This window comes from Trinickia sp. (assembly GCF_051961175.1).
GTDB lineage: Bacteria > Pseudomonadota > Gammaproteobacteria > Burkholderiales > Burkholderiaceae > Trinickia.
This window is the reverse complement of the sequence record NZ_JBQCDN010000316.1, coordinates 1-20378: the sequence shown is the minus strand read 5'-3', so window position 1 is coordinate 20378 and position 20378 is coordinate 1. Positions and strand designations below refer to the sequence as shown.

Sequence of the window (20378 nt, the reverse complement as noted above, 5' to 3'; positions counted from 1 at the left end):
CATTCGGCGCCGTGTACGAAACCAAAGCGACGCCGAGGACATCTTGCAGGACGTCTTCCACGAATTCGTGCAGGCGTACCGCCTGCCCGCCCCGATCGAGCAGGCAAGCGCGTGGCTGTTTCGCGTCGCCCGCAACCGCATCATCGACGGCTTCCGCAAGAAGAAGGAACAGCCGCTCGTTGAGCTGTCCGACGACGACACCGCCGCGGACGAAGGCGACTACAGGCTGGATCTGGCCCTGCCCGCTCACGATGCCGGCCCTGAGGCACTTTACGCACGCAGCGTTTTGCTGGAGGCGCTGCAAGCCGCGCTCGACGAGTTGCCAGCCAATCAGCGCGAAGTGTTTATCGCGCACGAACTTGAAGGGCGAAGTTTCAAGGACATGGCGGCGGAAACCGGCGTGGCGATCAACACGCTACTGGCCCGCAAGCGCTACGCGGTGCTGCACCTGCGCGCGCGGTTACAGACCACTTATGACGAACTCGATATCTAAGGGAGTCGATTGATGAATGACCGGAAGATCAGATGTGCGGGAAAGGCAGCGCTCGTACTTGTAGCCATCGGCGCGCTCGGTTGGGGCGTGATGCTCCTGTGGAACTGGGTGATGCCCGCGCTGTTCGTCGGCGCGCGTACGATCGATTTCGCCCATGCGCTCGGCGTGCTGGTGCTGAGCCGGATACTATTCGGCGGATTTCGCGGCCACGGAGGCGGCTGGCGCCATAAGCGCCACTGGCGCAAGTGGGAAGCGATGACGCCCGAGGAGCGCGAGCGCTTCCGTTCGGCATGGCATGCGCGGCACGAAGCGCCGAAGGCAGAATGACATGGGCGATACGTCGACTACTGTCTGCAAACAGCAGCCGGGCGTGATCGTGCCGGCTGTCGATCTGCGACGCTGTGAGGGTAAAGGCGATTGCGTCGAGGTCTGCCCCGAGAACGTATTCGAGATCCGGCGCATCGATGACGCCGATTACCGCGGGCTTGGTATGCTGCATCGTTTCAAGCAACGCGTGCACGGCATGAAGGTCGCTTATACGCCGAACGCGGATGCTTGCCGTTCGTGCGGGCTGTGCGTGCCGGCCTGCCCCGAGCGCGCAATCAAACTGACCCGGGCGAGCTGAACCGCCCCTTCATCGAGGATCGGTGACATCCATCACTTCGGGCGCGGACGGGCGCGGACGCCGCGTATTTCGATCCCAGTCCAGTCGCGATAGTCTTTGATTAATTCCTGCTGACTTCCCCTTCCGGCCCAAACCGCTCCATCAAAAGATCAATCACGCTGCGCAGCTTGGCCGTCGGCCGCCGATCTTGCGCATAGATCAAATACATGGGAGTCGGCCTATACGACCACCCCGGCAGCACCCGAACCAACCTCCCAGCATCCAAATCCTCAACCAACGACGCCTCCGGCTGCAGCACGATCCCGGCCCCATGCAAAGCGGCGATGCGTAACGCGCTCCCCTGGTTCGAATTGAATCGGCCTTTCACGGGCACATCGCAAGTCTCGCCATCCGGCCCACTGAGGTGCCAAAGATCGTGTCGCCGCCAATATGACAAACCAAGACAAGCATGCTCGCCCAACTCGTCAGGATGCGTCGGCATCCCGTGTCGGGCCAAATAATCCGGCGCGGCGGCCAATATCCGTCGATAAGGTTTCAGCGGACGCGCGACCAGCCCGACATCGTCAATGTCCCCGATGTGAATACCCAATTCGTATCCCTCGTCGACCAAATCACACACGCGATTGTCCAGCGTCAGCTCAACGCTGACTTCCGGATGGCGGGCGAGATATTCAGCCAGAACGGGAACGAGGCTCTGACTACCGAAGCTCACCGGCGCAACGAGCCGCACCTGTCCGCGCGGGCTGCTCTGCAACTCGGTCGCGCTGGACTCCGCCAGCGCCACCTCGGCCAGCACAACCTTACAACGCTCGAAATAAAGGCGCCCCACTTCTGTCAGCTGCTGTCGCCGTGTCGTGCGGTGCAGGAGCCGCGCACCCAGTCGTTGCTCGATCGTTCGAATGTGCTTGGCGACCATCGTCGGCGAAACGTCGCTCAGCGTGGCGGCAGCCGTAAAGCTGCCGCTTTCAACCACGCGTACGAACATCGCCATTCCAGCCAACTTGTCCACGATTAAAAACCTGCAGGTTTTGAATGGCTCAAATCATCGCATATTTATCTCGATTCCGAACTGCACGACACTGGGTTCATTGACGCACCATTCGGCGCGTCGCTCACTGAGGAATCGTCATGCCAACCTTGCACTTGGAAATGCACCCCGGCCGCACGCTCGACCAGAAGCGCGCTTTCGTCCGTGAAGTGACTCGGGTTACGGTCGAAACGTTGACCTGTCCGCCCGAATCGGTCGATGTCGTCATCACCGAAGTGCCGCGCGACGCTTGGGCCAAGGCGGGTAAGCTGCTTTCGGATAGTTGATCTCGGACGCTGCACGCGCGTCTCTCCAGCAGCGATGCGCGGTGCGGGGAACGCGTCAACGCCCCCGCCACACCCTGATTCAATACACCGGCGCCATCCCCGGCGGCCGGTGCTTGAACCGTCGATGCACCCAGTAATACTGCTCGGGGAATTTAGCGACCTGCTCTTCGAGGAACGCATTCATGCGGCGCGCGTCCACCTCGTCGTCCTGCGACGGGAAGTCCGCCAGCGGCTCGAAGATCGTCAACTTATACCCTTGGTAATCCGGGAGCACTTCCGTCACGAACGGAACAACCCGCGCACGCCCCAGCCGGGCGAGCCGCGAAATCGCCGTGAGCGTGCAAGCCGGCACGCCGAAAAACGGAACGAATACGGAATTTTCAACACCCTGATCCATATCCGCGGCGAGCATCACCGGTTTGCCAGAACGCAGCAATCCAATAATCTTTTTGGCGCTCGTCCCCCGCTCGATCATCTCCGCGCCGAATCGGCCGCGTTGCCGCTTGGCCAATTCGCACAGGGCCGTGCTCGACATGCGCGTATACAGCGAGGCAACAGGCAGGCGTGTCGAATAGAGCATGCAACCCACCTCGATGCCCACAAAGTGAAAGCCCATGAAGATGGTGGGCGGGGCCGCTTCGTCGTCGAGATCGATCGCGCTGTCGACTTGGACGATATCTCGAATCTTCTGCGCACTGCCGAACCACTGAACGCCTCGCTCGACATAGCTGCGAATCACATGGCGGAAGTGCTCTCTCGCGAGGTTCTGATGTTCGCTGTCCGTCATCTCGGGGAAGCAAAGGCGCAAATTCACCAAGACAATATGCTTGCGCCGGCTCGGCAGCGCATACAACAGGGCGCCGACAGCAGCCCCGAGCCTCGCGACGAGCGGATAAGGAAGAACGGCAAGTGTGCGTAGCAACGCGACAATGAGCGCGAGTCTGAGGCGTTTCAAAAATTGTCCCGTATAGGCGGCGAAGTCCCGAAAGCGACGTCGTGCGCCAGGGGAGCGGACGTTATGCTTATCGCTGCTTCTCAGTATGTTCTTGCTTGGTGCGCCATTCGTAGGCTGCACCGCGCAAGGAGGGTCCCTCTGGATCGCCGGCACGGCTCCCCAAAGTTTGTGAAGTGTAACAGGCAGATCGGTGCATTCCGACGGACGAGTCTGTTCATGATGCATCGGCAATGACGCGTCGATGCACTCATCAGTTGAAGCAAGTTACTTGGCCGTCCCTATGACATCACCATCGACGGAATAGAGGCGGCGGCATGGAAAGAGAAGCGATAACGATCGTCGCCACACAGGCCCTAATAGTTGGCGACGAGAAACTGCGCCGCCACGCTCCGAGAAAGGACGAGGTCGGCATTGGGAAGATCATTGCCTGCGAGCTTTTCGCGCACGGCGGCCTCGTCCATCCCATACCCTTGCCAGCGGGCACCAAGACGCGCAATCAGCACTTCGCGCGGAACGTCGAGCATCACTGTCACATCGAAATACCGCCGCAACGGCGCCCATGCCGGATCGTCGAGCAACAGATAGTTGCCCTCCACCAAAATCAGCCTCGCCGATCCGGGAATGATCTCGGCACCAGCCCGAGCGATTTCCAGCGAGCGATCGAAGATGGGAACGGCGATATCGTTGCCGCTATCCACGGCGAGCCGCTGAAGCATCGCCTCAAGCCCGCCGACATCGAACGTATGCGGCGCCCCCTTACGCGCGCGATCGCCGCGCGCCTCAAGCACACGATCGTCGAAGTGATAGCCGTCCATCGCCAGAATACGGGCGAACCCCGGCCGATCACGATTCAAACGTTCGAGTAGCGTCTCGACGAAGGTACTCTTCCCCGCGCCCGGCGCGCCCGCGATGGCCACCAGCTTACGTCTCTCGACATCGAGACCCAGCAGATGCCCGGCAAGCTGTGAGAGATCGATCCGATTTTGGTTTTGCATTGCGCTGTTCAAGTCACATGGCTCCGTCCGCGACAGCCTCAGCGCAAAGTGCCTTCAGCTATCGATTCGATCCAGATCGACGCGGGCCTCGATTCGCCCCAGCCGGACTACCGTCACGCCTGGCCGCAACTGCCGCAGCGAAGGCATGACGAGCACGCAGTCGTCATAAGGCGTGACCACCGGCTCGCCATCCGACCAGCCAATCACCGTTCCCGCTTTGGCGAAGGTCTCAAGCCCCGTATAGTTGCCCGCGAACCGAAAGTTCATGCTCTCGGCCACCACCGGCTCGGTCACACGCACCACCGTCATCTGCCTCTGCAACGGTTCAAGCCACCCGGGCGGGAGATCCGATTTGTCGATTACGCCGCACAATAGCAGAAACCGCGCCGTACAGTCCCGCGCAACCTCAACCGCCCGCCGCTCCCAATGCTGGCCGCATTCGATCAAGAGCGCGTTCTTTGCGCTACCGGAATCTCCGAAACCTTCATAGTCGCGCATCCGCCGCCCTTCAGGATGGCCCTCATCGCAGATCACCGTCGCCGGCGTGCCAAGTTGCACGGCCAATTCGATTCCCTTGTCGAGCGGACCGGCCACGATCAGCGGCTTGCTCTTCTCATGCATGGAATGCAGATCGAGCAGGAAATCGACGGTATCGATCACCGGACGCATCGCCCGGGCACGATCGAGTTCGACCGAACGGTGCGAGCAATCATCGAGCACCGGCGCCATCCAGACGCGGTTGAAATCGCCGTCGACATAGCGCGACTTGTCGGGCTGCGCAGGATCGAAACGCGCGTACGCCTGTACGTTGGCGAACGAGAGCGTGAGCCGGCCCCGGCGCGGCCGCAAGCCAAAACGCAGCAGCGAATCGACAACGATCGCACCGCAGACTTCGTTGCCATGCGTCAGCGCATTGATCATTACATGCGGCCCAGGCACGCCCGAATCGAACGTATGCACGTAGTCGATTCCGGTATCGCTGCGCGCATGGTCGTCGATCTTAGGGAATTCGATTTCTATCGGATAGACTTCGATACTCCAGGAGTCACTCCTGACTGAGACGGACATTGCTAGCGGATTGATTCGTGCTTCGCCAAGGCATTGGCGACGAACGTACTCGGCGTCACACCGCAAATGCGTTTGAAATGCCGGCCGAAATGACTTTGATCGAAGAAGCCCAGTTCGGCCGCCACCGCGATGCTCGGCACGCCCGCGAGCAAAAGCGATTGTGCGCGTTTGATCCGCAAGCCACATAAATAGCGATACGGCGACGAACCGAATCGCTCTCGAAACGCCGTCGCGAATCGCGAGATGCTGAGCGCTGCCGGTGCGGCCATTTGTTCGAGCGTCAACGGTTCGTTTAAATGCGCCTCGATAAACGCTCGCGCCTGATCAAGACCTTCAGTTCGCCTCATTTGACACCCGCTTCTTCCTTTGCCGCATTCGTCTGCTCGCCGAAGCGCCGATCCGTCGTGCGACGCCATCGATCGTGATCCTGAACGTTCGGCGACACGCACGAATCGTCCGCTCATGCGGCCCCTCGTAGCGGTTGCAATAACTTCAGTTCATCGGCCGAACGATGGCAAAGAATCTGCGTCCCCGAAGGCAGCCTTCTGAGCGGCGGTTTCACCGCATTACACTTGCCTTCGATCCGCGCGGAACAACGCGCCCGAAAACTGCACAGGTCCTGGCTGTCGGCGCCGCTCGAAAGCGGAGGCAGCGCACACGCGACAATATTGCGGCGGGCATCGAGCCACCCGCGTTTGAGCGCCGGCACCGAATCCACGAGCAATCCGGTATAGGGATGATGGGGCGGCTGATCCAGCAGTCTCGGCTCCCCCGCCTCCACGCACCGGCCCGCATAGAGCACGATGACATCGTCGCAAACGGCCCGCACCGTCGAGATATCGTGGCTGATGAACATATACGACACGCCGAGCTCGACACGCAATTCGCGCAACAAGTCGAGGATCGCCGCACCCACCACTGTATCGAGCGCCGAAGTGACTTCATCGCAGAGAATCAGCGACGGCTCAGCCGCCAGTGCCCGCGCGAAGTTCACTCGCTGCTTTTGCCCGCCAGACAGCCCCCCGGGGCGACGCGACGCGATGGATGCCGGCAGCTTGACCAGATCGAGTAGCTCGGCGATACGCCGTTTCGCCTCGGCCCCGCGCAATCCCATATAGAACGCGAGCGGACGGCCGAGAATCTCCTCCACCGTATGGCTCGGATTGAGCGCCGTGTCCGCGTTCTGGAATACGAGCTGGATCCTGCGGTATTGGTCGGCAGTCCGACCGGACAGTTGCGAGGAAAGCGGCTGCCCCTCGAACAACACGTCACCGCTGCCGCGTTCGACGAGCCCGGCCACCACGCGCGCAAGCGTCGTCTTGCCGGAGCCCGATTCGCCGATCACGCCGAGCGCACTGCCTCGCGCGATGGACAAGTTGACGTCGTCGAGCACGCGCACGGCGGGGTTGCCGTCACGATCGATGCGGCCATAGCCCGCCGATAGGCCGCGTATCTCCAACAGCGGTGTCGCAGCCGCGGCGGCAGCGCCTTTCCGCGCATCGTTCGCCTGCCCCTCGCGCCGCGCCGAAGCGGCCAGCAACGCTCGCGTATAAGCGTGTGCGGGCGCATCGAGCACCTGATCGACGTCGCCGCACTCCTGCACTTCGCCGCCATTGAGCACGACGATCCGATCCGCCATCTGCGCGACGACGGCCAGATCGTGCGACACATAGACAGCCGTCGTTCCCACTTCCTTGATGACGCGTTTGAACGCGACCAGCACCTCGATTTGCGTGGTCACATCGAGCGCTGTCGTCGGCTCGTCGAAGACGATCACGGCCGGATCCGTAATCAGCGCCATGGCGGCCATCAAGCGCTGCAATTGCCCGCCCGATACCTGGTGCGGATAGCGATTGCCGATCGTTTCCGGAGACGGAAGCGCCAACGAGCGAAACAGCTCGATCGCCTTGGCACGTGCAGCCTCGCGCGACATCAGCCGATGCAGCAGCGCGGGCTCGATCACCTGATCCATGATCGTGCGAGCCGGATTGAACCCGGCCGCTGCACTCTGCGCAACATAAGCCACGGTACGCGAGCGCAGCGCGCGGCGGCCCTTCTCGTCGAGCGCCAGCACGTCGATATCGGCCACGCGCACGCTGCCGCCGTCAAACCTGCACCCCTGCCGCGTATATCCCAGCAATGACAAGGCGATCGTCGTCTTCCCCGACCCCGACTCGCCGATCAAAGCCAGCACCTCCCCCTTCTTCACGGTAAAGTCGACGCCCTTCACGAGCTCGACAACCGCTCCCTGCGCACCGCCGGCAACGATGCGCAGCCCCTTCACCTCAATCATGACGTTGCTCATTAGCGATCTCCCTGCGCGAATCCGCCATGCCGGCGCAGGCTGTCGATCAGCAGATTCATGCCGACCGTCAGCGTCGCAATGGCGATCGACGGCATCAAGACAGCCGGCGCGCCTTGCGACAAGGCACCGATGTTCTCGCGGACGAGCGAACCCCAATCGGCGTTGGGCGGCTGCACCCCCAGGCCGAGGAAGCTCAAGCCGCTCAACAGCAGGACGATGAAGACAAAACGCAGCCCGAAATCCGCCAGCACCGGGTGGATCATGTTCGGCAGCAATTCGACGCGTGCGATATAAACCATGCGTTCGCCGCGCGCCCGGGCCACCTGCACATATTCGAGCGTCATGAGATTGACGGCGAGCGAGCGGGAAATACGGAATGCGCCCGGAATATAGGCCACCGCCGCCACCAGCGTCAGCACGGGAATGGAAGACCCGAATGCAGCGATCGCCACCAGCGCCAGCACCTTGCTCGGAATCGAAATGAGGGCATCGAAGAAGCGGCTCAACACTTCATCCACCCAGCGCGACGAAATCGCGGCCAGCAAGCCAAAGCACGTGCCGATACCGCTTGCGAGCACGGCGGCCGAGAGCGCCAGGCCCACGGTATAGCGGGTGCCGTAGAGAATGCGGCTCAGCATGTCGCGGCCGAGATAGTCCGTGCCGAACGGGTGGGCCATGCTGTAGGTCGCCCACGTAAACGGCGAGGCCAACGCCCCTTCCTTATAAGGGGCAAGCACCGGACCGAACACAGCGATGAGCAGCCAGAAGCAGACGACGGCGAAGCCGAGCTTGCCAAGCCCGGACAAACGAAGCCGCCGTTTCCGGGGCGCCCGGGCAGCCGGGCCGGACATGCTTTCGTCGTAGATCTGCGTGGCCGGATGAGCGATGGACGTATTAGCGGAGCGGTTCATCGTTGACGGAGCCTCGGATTGGATACGATCTGACATAAGTCGGCCATCAATACGAGCGCGAGATACGCTGCGCAAAACACCATCACGCAGCCTTGCACGAGCGGCATGTCACGGTTGGTCACCGCATCCACCATGAGGCTCGCGAGTCCCGGATAGTTGAAGATCGATTCGACGATGACCACGCCGCCGAACAGGTAGGACAAACTCAATGCCACCGCGTTGGCGATCGGTCCGATCGCATTGGGCAGCACATGGCGCAGCACGACGCGCACTTGCGACGCGCCTTTCAAGCACGCCATTTCGACATAGCCGGTGTTCAATTGATCGAGCACGGCCGCGCGCGTCATCCGCGCCATCTGCGCAATCAGGACGCAGCACAGCGTCATGACAGGCATCGCGTAGATGCGCAAAAGATCGCTGAACGACGACACCGACGACAGATACGAAAGCGCCGGCAGGAGGTGAAGCTTCACGGCGAAGATCAGCACGGCGATCGTCGCAACCAGAAACTCCGGTACCGCAACCGTCGACAACGTGAGGATGTTGAGCACACGATCGAGCCACGAACCGCGATACATCGCCGACAAAATCCCGATCGCCAATGCAACCGGCACCGCGACGATCGTCGTCAGCCCGGCGAGCATCAACGAGTTGGGCAAGCGCGTCTTGATCAGCCCGATCACTGGGAGACTGTTCGACAGCGACATGCCGAAATCGCCCCTGACAATATGAAAAAGCCACGCGAAATAGCGCTCCAGCGCCGGTTGATCGAGGCCGAACTGATGCCGCAGCGCGGCCACGGCCTCCGGCGTCGCAGCCTGTCCGAGCGCCTCCTGCGCCGCGTCGCCCGGCAGCAGCCCCGTCATGGCGAACACGATTGCCGAGACGATCAGCAAGGTCAGTAGCGCAAGCCCGAGGCGGCTCGCAATGAGCCTGTACGCTTGCCGTTTCATGGAAGATTGCCTCCTGTATTCTCATTCGCCGCCATGGCGATCCGCCGGCGGCGCGGGCGCCTGTGGAAGGCGGGACCAGCCGGGACGCGTCGTCCCGGAACCGGGCCTGCGCCACGGGCGCCCACTCATGCCATCACGCTTCGAGCCAGACATGCTCTGCGAACATGAAGCCCATCAACCCAGCCAGCGGGATCGAACCGAGGCCCTGAAGCTTCGACGAATGTCCGTCCAGCGAACTGAGGAACATCGGAATGCCGATGCCGCCCTTCTCGTGCACGAGCACCTGCATGTCGCCGTAGATCTTCTTGCGCTTGGCCTCATCGGGTTCGCCTCGCGCCGAGACCAGCATCTGATCGAACTTCGGGTCCTTCCAGTTCGCCTCGTTCCAGGGCGCGTTGGACGCGAAGAACTGCGTGAACAGCATGTCGGCGGTCGGCCGGGCGTTGATGTTGCCGTAGCTGAGCGGGTGCTTCATCCAATGGTTGGACCAATAGCCGTCGGCGGGCACCCGCATCACCTGCAGATTCAACCCGGCAAGCGGCGCCGCTTGTTGCAGCAACATCGCCATATCGACCGATCCGTCCGCGGCCGGCGAGGCAAACACTTGCAGCGACGTGCTGCCGACGCCGGCCTTCTTGAAGTAGAACTTAGCCTTGTCCGGGTCGAACTTGCGCTGCGGCAATCCGGCGAAGTAGTACTTGTTGGTCGGATCGATCGGTTGATCGTTGCCGATCGCGCCATACCCCTGGAATACGGCTTGACGCATTTGCTCGCGATTCTGCAAATGCATGAGGCCGAGGCGGAAGTCCTGGTTGCCCGTCATGCCGCCCTGATCACGCATGATCAGATCGGTGTACTGTCCCGTCTTCGTCTCGAGCACCGCGTAGCCGGGCGTCGCTTTGATGCGAGCAGCCGATTGCGGCGTCAATTGATTGATCAGTTGGACGTCGCCCGAGAGCAGCGCGTTGACGCGGGCCGATTCATCGGAAATGCCGATCAACTCGATTTCGTCGAGGTGCGGCAGGCCCGGTTTCCAATAGTGCTCGTTTTTGACGACGACGGTGTGCACCCCAGGGGTGAACTCCTTGAGCTTGAACGGGCCGGTGCCAATTGCCGTCGTCGAAAAATCCTTGGTGCCGTCTTTGACGATCAGGAAGTGCGCGTCGCCCAGGATCACAGGCAGGTCGGCGTTCGGGCCCGCCAGCGTGATCGTCACTTCGTTCGGCCCCGTTGCCTTCACGTCGTTGATTTGATCGGCCAAGGTTTTCACTTTCGACGCCGTTGCCGGATCCTTGTGGCGCATCAGCGAATACACGACGTCCGCGGGCTGAAGCGGCTTGCCGTCATGGAATTGCACGCCGGGGCGCAGCTTGACAACCCACTCCTTGGCGTCCTTCGTATCGAACGACGTCGCGAGCGCCATCTGCGCGCCCAGATGCGAATCGAGTTCGGTCAAGCCGCTGTAGATCATGTTGCAGCGGGCATAGTCCGTTCCAAGCGAGCCTTTCGCGGGATCGAGCGTATCGGCCGTCGACGACGATTGCGTCGCCACGCGGATCTTTCCGCCCTGCTTCGGTTTGGCTTGCGCGTGCGCGGCCATGCTCGTGACGAGCAGCCCGCCGCCCGTCACGCTCACGAGGCCCGCGGCGACGAGTGCGCGCAGCGCGTCGCGTCGCGAAGTGCCCTTTGCGGTCAACTGTTCGAGTGTGGTCTCGGACGCATCGGCACCGTATTGTGAGGTGTCCTTTTTCATTGCACTTCTCCGCGAAATAAGCCAGGGTGGCAAATTAATAATCGACGTTCGACGAATGTCTGCGATACGGGCGTCGTAACGACACGACGGCACTGCGGTAATACAGCACTGCGGTAATACGGCACTACGGCACTGCGGCACTGCGCCTGCTGGGCCCACTCAATAAAACACGTCCTTGATGCGGTAGTAGGTTCCGACGATCGGCAAGAACCACGGCTTGCCCGTGTGGCCCGGAATCGCGGGCCATGCAAAGTCGCGCCATGGGTTGACGTCGTCGCGTCCATCGATGACGTCGGCCATCACCTGTCCCATGTGCGTCGACATCTGCGTCCCGTGCCCGCTATACCCCATCGAAAAATAAAGGCCGTCGTGCTGCCCGGCTCGCGGTAGGCGATCGGCCGTCATGTCCACGAGCCCGCCCCAGCAATAGTCGATGCGGGTCTGAGCCAGTTGCGGAAAGAGTTCGACGAGATTGCGTTGCAGGATGCGGCCGCTTTTTTCGTCGGACGGGCGCTCGGAAGCCGTGAAACGCGCCCGGCCGCCAAACACGAGCCGGCGGTCCGCCGTCAGGCGGAAATAGTTGTGCATGAGCCGTGTCGTCGTATACGCGCGCCGGTTCGGAAACAGGCGGGCCGCGACATCCGCTGCCAACGGCTCCGTGACGATGATGAACGAGCCGATCGGCGCGATGCGCCGCCGGTACCAGGAGAACGGTCCGTGCTTGGACGGGCCCGTGGCGATCAGTACGTTGGTTGCCGTTAATTCACCGCGGGCGGAGACGATGCGATAGCCACCCGCACTGTGCTTGACGATCTGCGACACCGGCGCGTGTTCATAGAGCGTCGCTCCGTGGCGGCGCGCTGCTTGCGCCAGGCCCACCGCAAACTTGCCCATGTGCATTTGCCCGCCGTGGCGCTGCAGCAAACCACCGTGGAAACGATCGGATCCGATCTCGCCGCCGATTCGCGCGCCGTCGATGAGTTCGATGTTCTGATCGACTTCGCGATAGATCAGATCGGCTGTCTTTGCCAGATGCTCGTAATGGTGTGGCTTCGAGGCGAGCTTGAGCTTGCCCGATGCGAGGTAGTCGCAGTCGATCGACTCCTCGCGGATAAGACGCTCGACGGTATCGACGGCCGCGGCATACGCAAGGTAGCAGCGGCGCGCACGCTCGAGCCCCAGCTGCCCGACAAGCGCGCCGAAATCCTGAGCGACACCGGTATTGACCTGACCGCCGTTCCGGCCGGAAGCGCCCCCGCCGATCCGCCCCGCGTCCAGCAGCGCCACGCTCGCCCCGCGCCGCGCCAGTGCGAGCGCAGCCGAGAGCCCCGTAAAGCCCCCGCCGACGACCGCGACGTCGACGCGTCCCTGCACGGCCGCGTCATGACCGAACGACGCGGCGGGTGCGGTATCGAGCCAGTAGGACTCGAGCTTCATCGTGGCATTCCTTAATCCGTATTGATCGGTATCGGATGGTTCCGGCCCGTGGGTGCCGGAACCAGGTTCAGGTACGGCCTGGCCTCAGAGCCCCAACTGCGACGCCAGATGGGGAATATCGTCGGCCTCGTAGTACTCGTAGCCCGGCGTCGATGGCTCATGCCCGCGCTTGATGAACACCTTGTGCTTGATACCGAGGTCATGCGCCGTCATCAGGTCGTAGCGCGGGCTCGACGACACGTGCAGCACATCTTCCGGATTGCAATCGAGTTGATCGAACATGTATTCGAAGCCCTGCATGCGCGGCTTGTACGATTGAGCTTGTTGCGCGGTAAAGACAGCATGGAACGGCGCACCGAGTTTGTCGACGTTGCTCTGAATCTGATCGTTCGACGCATTCGACAGAATGACCAGCTTATACTTCTTGGCCAGGCGGGAAAGCCCTTCCGGAACGTCGGGATGCGGCCCCCACGTCGGCACAGCCAGATAGATGCTCTCTGCCTTGACTTCGTCGAACGGCACGCCCACTCGCTGGCAAGCGCGGCGGAATGCGTTGACCACCACATCGCGGTAGGGTTTCCACGCACCCAGCACTTCGTCGCGGCGATAGGCAGCGAAGAACTTGACCAGACTTTCGAGCTTGGCGGCATCGAGCGCGTTACCATAGAGTTCGCGCGTCATCTCGGCCATGCGGAACCGGGTCAGCGTGCCGTAGCAGTCGAAAGTAATGTATTTCGGCTCGAAGTCGATCATGTCAGTCCATCCTCAAGTGGGTTCGTCGGCTGATTGCGAGCCGCGCCGTGGCGCGAAAGCTCACTGGGTAAAAACATTAAAGCAATGCAAAAACACAGATGTCTCTGATTTGACCGGCGCCCGTGACACAAACCGCGCGTTTTGCACCGAGCCCACAGCAGAGTCTGCGGCGGTCCAAGCCCATTAACCGTTCAGGTCGATCAACACGCTCTTGAACCGTAGATTGGCCTCGTAGGCTTCCTTGCCCAGGTCTTTGCCGATGCCCGAGCGCTTGTAGCCACCGGTCGGAATGATGAAATCGTTGGACCGGCCGTAGCGGTTGACCCAGACGGTGCCGGCTTCGAGCGAGCGCACGAAGCGCAAGGCGCGGCCGATGTCGGCGGTATGGACGCCCGCTGCGAGCCCGTAATCGGGGTGCGCGGCAAGCGCGAGCGCCTCCTCCTCTGAATCGAAGGTCTGCAACGTCAAGACAGGCCCGAAGATCTCTTGCCGCACCGCGGCGGATTCAGTGGTGACGCCTTCGATGATCGTCGGCGCGTAGTACGCGCCCGCATCGTCCGTCTGCGAGAATGCCGCGCCGCAGCGCGCCTGCGCGCCGGCATCGAGGGTGGAACGAACGATGGCATCGATACGTTGCGCCTGAGGCCTGGAGATGATGGGGGCAAGCGTAGCTTGCGGGTTCCAGGTCGCACCGGCCACTAATCCTCTGAAGATTCGTTCGATCCGCTCGGCCAGTTGCTCGGCAATGCCGCGCTCGACGAGCAAACGCGTGCCCGCCACACAGACTTGCCCTGCATTTGACGTGACCGCCTTGGCGATGCGGCTCGCCACCTCGTCGATGCGGGGCGCATCGGCGAAGACGATCTGCGGGCTTTTGCCGCCGAGTTCGAGCGTCACCGGTGTCGTACCCGAGTGCGCGCATGCGGCCATGATGGCCGCGCCGGTCTGCGTCGAGCCCGTGAACGTGACTTTGCCGACGAGGGGATGCCGCACGAGTGCATCGCCCGTGGTGCGGCCGTCGCCCTGGACGACGTTGAAGATACCGGCCGGCACGCCCGCTTCGACCGCGAGTTCGGCCAGGCGGAGCACGGAAAACGGCGTCATCTCCGACGGCTTCAGGACCACGGCGTTACCGGCGGCCAAGGCGGGACCGATCTTCCACGAGGCCATGACAAGCGGAAAATTCCAAGGCGCGATCGCACCGATCACGCCATAAGGTTCGGCGATGGTCATCCCGAGATGGCCATGATTTGTGGCCGCCACCTGGCCGCCTATCTTGTCGGCGAACTCCGCATAAAAGCGGATGCCTTCCGCGCTGAACGGCACATCCCAGGCGAACGCATCGCGCACGGGCCGCGTCGAACCGAGTGCCTCGAGTGGGGCAAGCCTGGCCGCATCGGCCTCGACGAGCTCGGCAAAGCGTCGCAAGATACGCGCACGATCGCGCGGCGCCATCGTGGCCCAGCCGCTTTTACGCCATGCACGCGAAGCGTTTTCCACGGCGTGGTCGACAAGGCTCGCATCGCCGATGGGCAGCGACGCGTAGGTCTCGCCGTCCGACGGCCGGGAAACGTCCAGCATCGGCTCGTTCGTCCGCATCTGCACATACTCACCGCCGATAAAATGCGCGCTGCGCACCGGGACCGCGCGAGGATCGAAGCTGTTCATACGGGCACTCCTCCATCGTCGAGCGCCAGCGCTGCGGGACATCCGCAGCCGATCCGCTCCATGTGAAATATCGTAAGGCGGACGTCAAAGCATTTTTCGCCGAACAAATGGCCCGGACCGCACAGCGCGAGCGTCGTGAGGTGCCGAACCAGCGGGATTGCAGTGCACCAAAGCTCACCGCAACGGTTGCCAGCCCGATAAAAAGATCGTCCTAGTCAGCCCACGCGCCGCATGACACAGTTCGTATCAATTCAGGTCATCAGGGGGCACGCGTGTCCGACTCCATCCAATACAGGCGATTCACCGCGGCGGACATCGACGCCGCGCACGCGTTGACGGTCGCGCTGAAATGGCCGCATCGCGCGGAGGACTGGCAATTCGTCGCGAACATCGGCGTGGGCTTCGTCGCCGAGCGCGATTCGCAGGTGATCGGCACGGTCCTTTGCTGGAAATACGGGGCACACACTTCGTCGCTCGGCATGGTCATCGTGTCGCCGGCTCACCAAGGATTCGGGATTGGCCGGCGGTTGACCGAAATGGCGCTGGAAGAACTCGGCCCCCGGGCAACCGTTCTTCACGCCACGCAGGCCGGGCGCCCGCTATACGAAAAGCTCGGGTTCGCCCCCATCGGCATGCTCGATCAGCACCAGGGCACCGCGCTGCAACCCCCGCTATTGGAGTTGCCCTCGCGCGAACGGCTGCGGCCACTCGGCATCAACGACACGCCGCGCCTGATCGAGCTGGCCTCGCGCGCGAGCGGTCTCGACCGCGCGTCGGTCCTGCCGCCGCTGATCGATGCCGCGGAAGGCATCGGCCTGGACCGGGACGGCGAGTTGATCGGGTTCGCGCTCTTTCGCCGATTCGGCCGCGGCCGCGCAATCGGCCCTGTCGTGGCGCCGCGCGACGAGGACCCCGTTCGCGCCAAGGCGCTGATCGGACATTGGCTCGCGTCGAACCCCGGCATGTTTATCCGCATCGATACGCCGGGCGACAGTGGTCTCACCGAATGGCTCGAATCGCTCGGCCTTACGCGAGTGGACCGTGTCGTCAAGATGGCACGCAACGCCACGCAAATGCCGCCGCCCGACGATAAGTTCGCGCAGTACGGCATCATCAACCAAGCGATCTGTTGAGCGGCGTCGATCAATGAGCTTCGTGTACAAAGCGGATCCCTCGCGCGGCGCGATGTGGGCCAAGCTGTTTGCCCAGCACGCGCCGGACATCCCATTCAAGCTGTGGCCCGACATCGGTGACCCCGCACAGGTGCGCTACCTCGCCGCCTGGCAACCGCCCGACGATCCCGCGCGCGCGCTGCCCAACCTCGAGGTGTTGTTCTCCACGGGCGCCGGCATCGACCAATTCGATCTTTCGAGCATCCCCGGGCATGTGCCGATCGTCAGAATGATCGAGCCCGGCATCGTCGAGGGCATGATCGAGTACGTCACGCACGGCGTATTGACGATTCACCGCGATTTCCTCGACTACGCAAGCCAGCAGCAAGCGGCAAAGTGGCATGAATTGACGGTGCGGCCGGCGGCGTCCTGCCGTGTTGGCGTGCTCGGGCTCGGTATGCTGGGCAAGGCCGTGCTCGAGCGATTGCGCCTCTTCGGCTATCCCTGCGCGGGATGGAGCCGGTCCGAGCACAGCATCGAGGGTGTGGACTGCTATGCCGGCGAGCAAGGGCTGGACGCGTTTCTCGCACGCACGGATGTGCTCGTTTGCTTGCTGCCGCTGACACCGGCCACACGCCAGATGCTCGACGCGCGTTTGCTCGGCAAACTGCCGCGCGGGGCCTCGCTGATTCAAACGGGCCGCGGCCCGCATCTTGTCCAGGCCGACCTGCTGCGCCTGCTGGACGAGGGCCATCTGCGCTACGCGCTGCTCGATGTGACGACGCCTGAGCCCTTGCCGTCCGATCATCCGCTTTGGACGCACCCGCGCGTGCGCATCACCCCGCACATCGCCAGCGCCACGCGTCCTGAAACAGCAGTCGAATCCGTTCTGGAAAACCTTCGCCGGCATCGGCAAGGGCTACCGATGATCGGAGAAATCGACCGCGGCCGGGGCTACTGAAGGCTCAGCGACTCAGGCTCAGCCGCACCGATTCGCAGGCTCGGCAGAAAATGCTGGCCGTCCGCATCAAAACGCGCAGCAGACACTTTTCAACGACTGTTTTCAGAGAACGAAGCGAGGGCTGTCACCGTACTATGAATCGTCATCGTTCAACCAGTACGGGGCCCGCCGCCATGTCGATTTCCTCGCTCATCGAAGCCGACCGCAAACACCTGATTCATCCCGTCGTCAAGTACCGCGCGCATGAAGCCCGCGGGGTCACGATCCTCGATTCGGCGCACGGTTCGTTCGTGCGTGACGCCAACGGCAACGAACTGCTCGATGCGTTCGCCGGCCTGTGGTGCGTCAACGTCGGTTATGGGCAGCAGAGCATCATCGATGCCGCCACCGAGCAAATGAAGAAGCTGCCGTATGCGACCGGCTATTTCCACTTCGGATCGGCGCCGGCGATCGAACTCGCCGCTCAGCTCGTCGAACGCTCACCGGCCTCGCTGGAGCACGTGTACTTCACGCTCGGCGGCTCCGATGCCGTCGATTCTGCGGTGCGCTTCATCACGCATTACTTCAATGCCACTGGCCGGCCGAACAAGAAGCAATTCATCTCGCTCGAACGCGGCTATCACGGCTCGTCGTCGGTCGGTTCGGGCTTGACCGCACTCCCCGTCTTTCATCGGCATTTCGATTTGCCGTTGCCGCATCAGCATTACATCGCGTCGCCCTATGCCTATCGCAGCGATTACGCCGACGACGCCGCGCTCATCGCCGCCTCGGTTGCCGCGCTTCGGGCGAAGGTGGCCGAACTCGGCGCGGATAACGTCGCAGCCTTCTTCTGCGAGCCGATTCAGGGATCGGGTGGCGTCATCGTACCGCCGGCCGGATGGCTCAAGGCGATGCGCGACGCATCCCGCGAACTCGGCATTCTGTTCGTCGTCGATGAAGTGATCACCGGCTTCGGGCGCACCGGCCCCCTCTTCGCCTGCGAAGCGGAGAACGTGGAGCCGGACATGATGACGGTCGCAAAGGGCCTCACGGCCGGCTATGCACCGATGGGCGCCGTGTTGATGTCCGACGAAATCTATCGCGGTATCGCCGATGCGAGCGCAGGCGCACCGGTCGGCCATGGCTACACCTATTCGGCGCACCCGGTCAGTGCCGCGATCGGCCTCGAAGTCATGCGGCTCTATCACGAGGGCGGCCTGCTTGCCAATGCGCAAGCGCTGGCGCCGCGCTTCGCCCAAGGGCTCGACGCGCTGCTCGGGCATCCGCTCGTGGGCGATTCGCGCCATCGCGGGCTGCTTGGCGCACTCGAACTCGTCAGCGACAAGACGACCAAAGCAGGCTTCGACGCCGCGTTGGGATTGCCCGACCGCATCGCGGCCGCGGCTTACCGCAATCGCCTGATCTTCCGCGCGTTCGGCGACAACATCCTCGGCTTCGCACCGGCGCTGTCGTATACGGCTGACGAATTCGATCTGCTGTTCGAGCGGTTGCGCCGCACGCTCGACGACGTGCTCGCCGAGCCCGAAGTACGCGCGGCACTCGATCGCAAGACGCATGCGGTCGCGTGCTAAAGTAACCGCTCGTTAATAGCGACTCGGGCGACAGTACGATGAGCGACGATTGCAAGCTTGATCGGATCGACTTACGGATCCTTTCGCAACTTCAGAAACGTGGACGCATTACGAACGTCGAGCTTGCCGATGCCGTCGGCTTGTCGCCGAGCCCATGCCTCATTCGAGTCAAGCGTTTGGAGAAAGCCGGCTATATCGTCGGCTACGGCGCTCAGATTCAACTCGAAAAGCTCGGCGACGTGCAAATCGTCTTCACCGAGGTCACGCTTGCCGATCATCGCCGCGAGGATTTCATCCGCTTCGTGGCGGCGATCAAGGATGTCGACGAAATCATCGAATGCCATCTCGCGAGCGGCGGTTACGACTATCTGCTGAAGTTCGTGACGCGCAGCGTCAGCCATTATCAGAGCGTCATCGAAGGGCTGCTCGAACGGGATATCGGTATCGAAAAGTATTTCAGCTACGTCATCATTAAATCGCCTTTCGTTAAAACGCACTATCCGCTCGAGGTGCTGTTTCCGCAGTCGTAAGTCATTCATGCGGCGCCGCTCCCTGTCAGGCGCCGCAGTCAACGAAATCGGCAGCGCTTCGCTGATGGCCGATTTCGCGTTCCGCTCATTGCGCTATAAGGAGGCATTTCCGCCATGGCTGGCACATATCGAATCGCAGTTATCCCCGGCGACGGCATCGGCCCCGAGGTCATGCCGGAAGGTTTGCGCGTATTGGACGCCGCCTGCCAACGCTTCGGCATTACGCTTGAATACGACCATATCGACTGGGCGAGCTGCGATTACTACGAGAAGCACGGCCAAATGATGCCGGACGATTGGAAAGCGCAGCTCTCGCGCTGCGATGCGATCTTGTTCGGCGCGGTGGGATGGCCCGCGAAGGTGCCCGATCATATTTCGCTCTGGGGCTCGCTGATCAAGTTCCGGCGCGAGTTCGACCAGTACATCAACCTGCGGCCGGCACGGCTGTTCGAGGGCGTGCCATCTCCGCTGGCCGGGCGCCGTGCGGGGGATATCGATTTCTGGATCGTGCGGGAAAACACCGAAGGCGAATATTCGTCAGTGGGCGGCGTGATGTTCGCCGGCACGGAACGCGAATTCGTCCTGCAGGAATCGATCTTTACGCGTCGCGGCAGCGAGCGCGTGTTGAAGTTCGCCTTCGACCTGGCGCAGCGGCGGGCAAGAAAGAAGCTGACCGTGGCCACGAAAAGCAATGGCGTCGCGATCAGCATGCCGTGGTGGGACGAGCGCGCGGCCGAGGTGGCCGCAGGCTACCCCGATGTCGCATGGGACAAGCAGCATATCGACATACTCTGCGCGCGCTTCGTGCTCAATCCTGACCGCTTCGATGTCGTCGTCGCGACGAATCTGTTCGGCGACATCCTGTCCGATCTCGGCCCCGCCTGCACCGGCACGATCGGGCTCGCGCCGTCGGCCAACCTGAACCCCGATCGCACGTTTCCGTCGCTGTTCGAACCCGTGCATGGTTCGGCGCC

At 62.4% G+C, this 20378-nt stretch carries 21 protein-coding genes; 9 read left to right on the top strand and 12 right to left on the bottom strand.

Annotation, left to right across the window (positions count from 1 at the left end):
* The 3 genes from ACTHL0_RS19105 to ACTHL0_RS19095 form a co-directional block, all read left to right on the top strand.
* Positions 1 to 493: RNA polymerase sigma factor (locus ACTHL0_RS19105; RefSeq protein ID WP_440568433.1), on the top strand; the 493-nt coding region annotated here is incomplete at its 5' end.
* A 12-nt stretch (positions 494 to 505) separates the two neighbouring features.
* Positions 506 to 820, top strand: coding sequence for a hypothetical protein (locus ACTHL0_RS19100; RefSeq protein ID WP_440568432.1), 315 nt, complete (start codon positions 506 to 508; stop codon positions 818 to 820).
* Position 821: 1 nt separating this feature from the next.
* Positions 822 to 1118, top strand: a complete 297-nt coding sequence (locus ACTHL0_RS19095) for a 4Fe-4S dicluster domain-containing protein (RefSeq protein WP_440568431.1) — start codon at positions 822 to 824, stop codon at positions 1116 to 1118.
* A gap of 100 nt (positions 1119 to 1218) precedes the next feature.
* Here ACTHL0_RS19095 and ACTHL0_RS19090 read toward each other — a convergent pair whose 3' ends face one another.
* Positions 1219 to 2127 carry a LysR family transcriptional regulator gene (locus tag ACTHL0_RS19090; RefSeq protein ID WP_440568430.1) on the bottom strand — a complete coding sequence of 303 codons (909 nt, stop codon included), beginning with the start codon at positions 2125 to 2127 and terminating at the stop codon, positions 1219 to 1221.
* A gap of 119 nt (positions 2128 to 2246) precedes the next feature.
* Here ACTHL0_RS19090 and ACTHL0_RS19085 point away from each other — a divergent pair, with 119 nt between their 5' ends.
* Positions 2247 to 2432, top strand: a complete 186-nt coding sequence (locus tag ACTHL0_RS19085; RefSeq protein WP_440568429.1) for a 4-oxalocrotonate tautomerase — start codon at positions 2247 to 2249, stop codon at positions 2430 to 2432.
* Positions 2433 to 2511: 79 nt separating this feature from the next.
* Here ACTHL0_RS19085 and ACTHL0_RS19080 read toward each other — a convergent pair whose 3' ends face one another.
* The 11 genes from ACTHL0_RS19080 to ACTHL0_RS19030 form a co-directional block, all read right to left on the bottom strand.
* Entirely contained in the window at positions 2512 to 3387 is an 876-nt protein-coding gene (locus tag ACTHL0_RS19080) for a lipid A biosynthesis lauroyl acyltransferase (protein WP_440568428.1), read from the bottom strand.
* Between the two features lie 353 nt (positions 3388 to 3740).
* Positions 3741 to 4382, bottom strand: coding sequence for a nucleoside/nucleotide kinase family protein (locus tag ACTHL0_RS19075; RefSeq protein WP_440568427.1), 642 nt, complete (start codon positions 4380 to 4382; stop codon positions 3741 to 3743).
* Between the two features lie 54 nt (positions 4383 to 4436).
* Positions 4437 to 5450, bottom strand: coding sequence for a M14 family metallopeptidase (locus tag ACTHL0_RS19070; protein WP_440568426.1), 1014 nt, complete (start codon positions 5448 to 5450; stop codon positions 4437 to 4439).
* 2 nt (positions 5451 to 5452) lie between these two features.
* On the bottom strand, positions 5453 to 5797 hold the full coding sequence (locus ACTHL0_RS19065; RefSeq protein WP_440568425.1) for a helix-turn-helix domain-containing protein: 345 nt from the start codon (positions 5795 to 5797) through the stop codon (positions 5453 to 5455).
* A 113-nt stretch (positions 5798 to 5910) separates the two neighbouring features.
* Entirely contained in the window at positions 5911 to 7755 is a 1845-nt protein-coding gene (locus ACTHL0_RS19060; protein ID WP_440568424.1) for an ABC transporter ATP-binding protein, read from the bottom strand.
* The gene (locus ACTHL0_RS19055; protein WP_440568423.1) at positions 7755 to 8666 is read right to left on the bottom strand and encodes an ABC transporter permease; all 912 of its coding nucleotides are present in this window, start codon (positions 8664 to 8666) and stop codon (positions 7755 to 7757) included. Before ACTHL0_RS19055 ends, ACTHL0_RS19060 begins: the two co-directional genes overlap by 1 nt.
* Positions 8663 to 9619, bottom strand: coding sequence for an ABC transporter permease (locus ACTHL0_RS19050; protein ID WP_440568422.1), 957 nt, complete (start codon positions 9617 to 9619; stop codon positions 8663 to 8665). Before ACTHL0_RS19050 ends, ACTHL0_RS19055 begins: the two co-directional genes overlap by 4 nt.
* Before the next feature lie 133 nt (positions 9620 to 9752).
* Complete coding sequence (locus ACTHL0_RS19045; protein WP_440568421.1) at positions 9753 to 11372, bottom strand: ABC transporter substrate-binding protein; 1620 nt, start codon at positions 11370 to 11372, stop codon at positions 9753 to 9755.
* Positions 11373 to 11531: 159 nt separating this feature from the next.
* The gene (locus ACTHL0_RS19040; protein WP_440568420.1) at positions 11532 to 12809 is read right to left on the bottom strand and encodes an NAD(P)/FAD-dependent oxidoreductase; all 1278 of its coding nucleotides are present in this window, start codon (positions 12807 to 12809) and stop codon (positions 11532 to 11534) included.
* An 84-nt stretch (positions 12810 to 12893) separates the two neighbouring features.
* Entirely contained in the window at positions 12894 to 13562 is a 669-nt protein-coding gene (locus ACTHL0_RS19035) for a haloacid dehalogenase type II (protein ID WP_440568419.1), read from the bottom strand.
* Positions 13563 to 13745: 183 nt separating this feature from the next.
* Positions 13746 to 15230: an aldehyde dehydrogenase family protein gene (locus ACTHL0_RS19030; protein ID WP_440568418.1), complete on the bottom strand. Its 1485-nt coding sequence runs from the start codon at positions 15228 to 15230 to the stop codon at positions 13746 to 13748.
* A 272-nt stretch (positions 15231 to 15502) separates the two neighbouring features.
* Here ACTHL0_RS19030 and ACTHL0_RS19025 point away from each other — a divergent pair, with 272 nt between their 5' ends.
* The 5 genes from ACTHL0_RS19025 to ACTHL0_RS19005 all read left to right on the top strand — a co-directional run.
* Entirely contained in the window at positions 15503 to 16363 is an 861-nt protein-coding gene (locus ACTHL0_RS19025) for a GNAT family N-acetyltransferase (protein ID WP_440568417.1), read from the top strand.
* Positions 16364 to 16376: 13 nt separating this feature from the next.
* Positions 16377 to 17303 (top strand): 2-hydroxyacid dehydrogenase, encoded by a 927-nt coding sequence (locus ACTHL0_RS19020; protein WP_440568416.1) that lies wholly within the window; start codon positions 16377 to 16379, stop codon positions 17301 to 17303.
* Between the two features lie 173 nt (positions 17304 to 17476).
* Positions 17477 to 18874, top strand: coding sequence for an aspartate aminotransferase family protein (locus ACTHL0_RS19015; RefSeq protein ID WP_440568415.1), 1398 nt, complete (start codon positions 17477 to 17479; stop codon positions 18872 to 18874).
* A gap of 38 nt (positions 18875 to 18912) precedes the next feature.
* Complete coding sequence (locus tag ACTHL0_RS19010) at positions 18913 to 19404, top strand: Lrp/AsnC family transcriptional regulator (protein WP_440568414.1); 492 nt, start codon at positions 18913 to 18915, stop codon at positions 19402 to 19404.
* Between the two features lie 114 nt (positions 19405 to 19518).
* A partial coding sequence (locus ACTHL0_RS19005) for an isocitrate/isopropylmalate family dehydrogenase (RefSeq protein WP_440568413.1) occupies positions 19519 to 20378 on the top strand: 860 nt, incomplete at its 3' end.

Excerpts from the sequence above, each read along its gene's own strand:
- ACTHL0_RS19010 (WP_440568414.1), top strand. The coding sequence starts at position 18,913 with ATGAGCGACGATTGCAAGCTTGATCGGATCGACTTACGGATCCTTTCG.
- ACTHL0_RS19075 (WP_440568427.1), bottom strand. The coding sequence starts at position 4,382 with ATGCAAAACCAAAATCGGATCGATCTCTCACAGCTTGCCGGGCATCTG.
- ACTHL0_RS19085 (WP_440568429.1), top strand. The coding sequence starts at position 2,247 with ATGCCAACCTTGCACTTGGAAATGCACCCCGGCCGCACGCTCGACCAG.
- ACTHL0_RS19040 (WP_440568420.1), bottom strand. The coding sequence starts at position 12,809 with ATGAAGCTCGAGTCCTACTGGCTCGATACCGCACCCGCCGCGTCGTTC.
- ACTHL0_RS19050 (WP_440568422.1), bottom strand. The coding sequence starts at position 9,619 with ATGAAACGGCAAGCGTACAGGCTCATTGCGAGCCGCCTCGGGCTTGCG.
- ACTHL0_RS19065 (WP_440568425.1), bottom strand. The coding sequence starts at position 5,797 with ATGAGGCGAACTGAAGGTCTTGATCAGGCGCGAGCGTTTATCGAGGCG.
- ACTHL0_RS19095 (WP_440568431.1), top strand. The coding sequence starts at position 822 with ATGGGCGATACGTCGACTACTGTCTGCAAACAGCAGCCGGGCGTGATC.
- ACTHL0_RS19060 (WP_440568424.1), bottom strand. The coding sequence starts at position 7,755 with ATGAGCAACGTCATGATTGAGGTGAAGGGGCTGCGCATCGTTGCCGGC.
- ACTHL0_RS19020 (WP_440568416.1), top strand. The coding sequence starts at position 16,377 with ATGAGCTTCGTGTACAAAGCGGATCCCTCGCGCGGCGCGATGTGGGCC.
- ACTHL0_RS19030 (WP_440568418.1), bottom strand. The coding sequence starts at position 15,230 with ATGAACAGCTTCGATCCTCGCGCGGTCCCGGTGCGCAGCGCGCATTTT.
- ACTHL0_RS19070 (WP_440568426.1), bottom strand. The coding sequence starts at position 5,450 with ATGTCCGTCTCAGTCAGGAGTGACTCCTGGAGTATCGAAGTCTATCCG.
- ACTHL0_RS19055 (WP_440568423.1), bottom strand. The coding sequence starts at position 8,666 with ATGAACCGCTCCGCTAATACGTCCATCGCTCATCCGGCCACGCAGATC.
- ACTHL0_RS19035 (WP_440568419.1), bottom strand. The coding sequence starts at position 13,562 with ATGATCGACTTCGAGCCGAAATACATTACTTTCGACTGCTACGGCACG.
- ACTHL0_RS19015 (WP_440568415.1), top strand. The coding sequence starts at position 17,477 with ATGTCGATTTCCTCGCTCATCGAAGCCGACCGCAAACACCTGATTCAT.
- ACTHL0_RS19100 (WP_440568432.1), top strand. The coding sequence starts at position 506 with ATGAATGACCGGAAGATCAGATGTGCGGGAAAGGCAGCGCTCGTACTT.
- ACTHL0_RS19045 (WP_440568421.1), bottom strand. The coding sequence starts at position 11,372 with ATGAAAAAGGACACCTCACAATACGGTGCCGATGCGTCCGAGACCACA.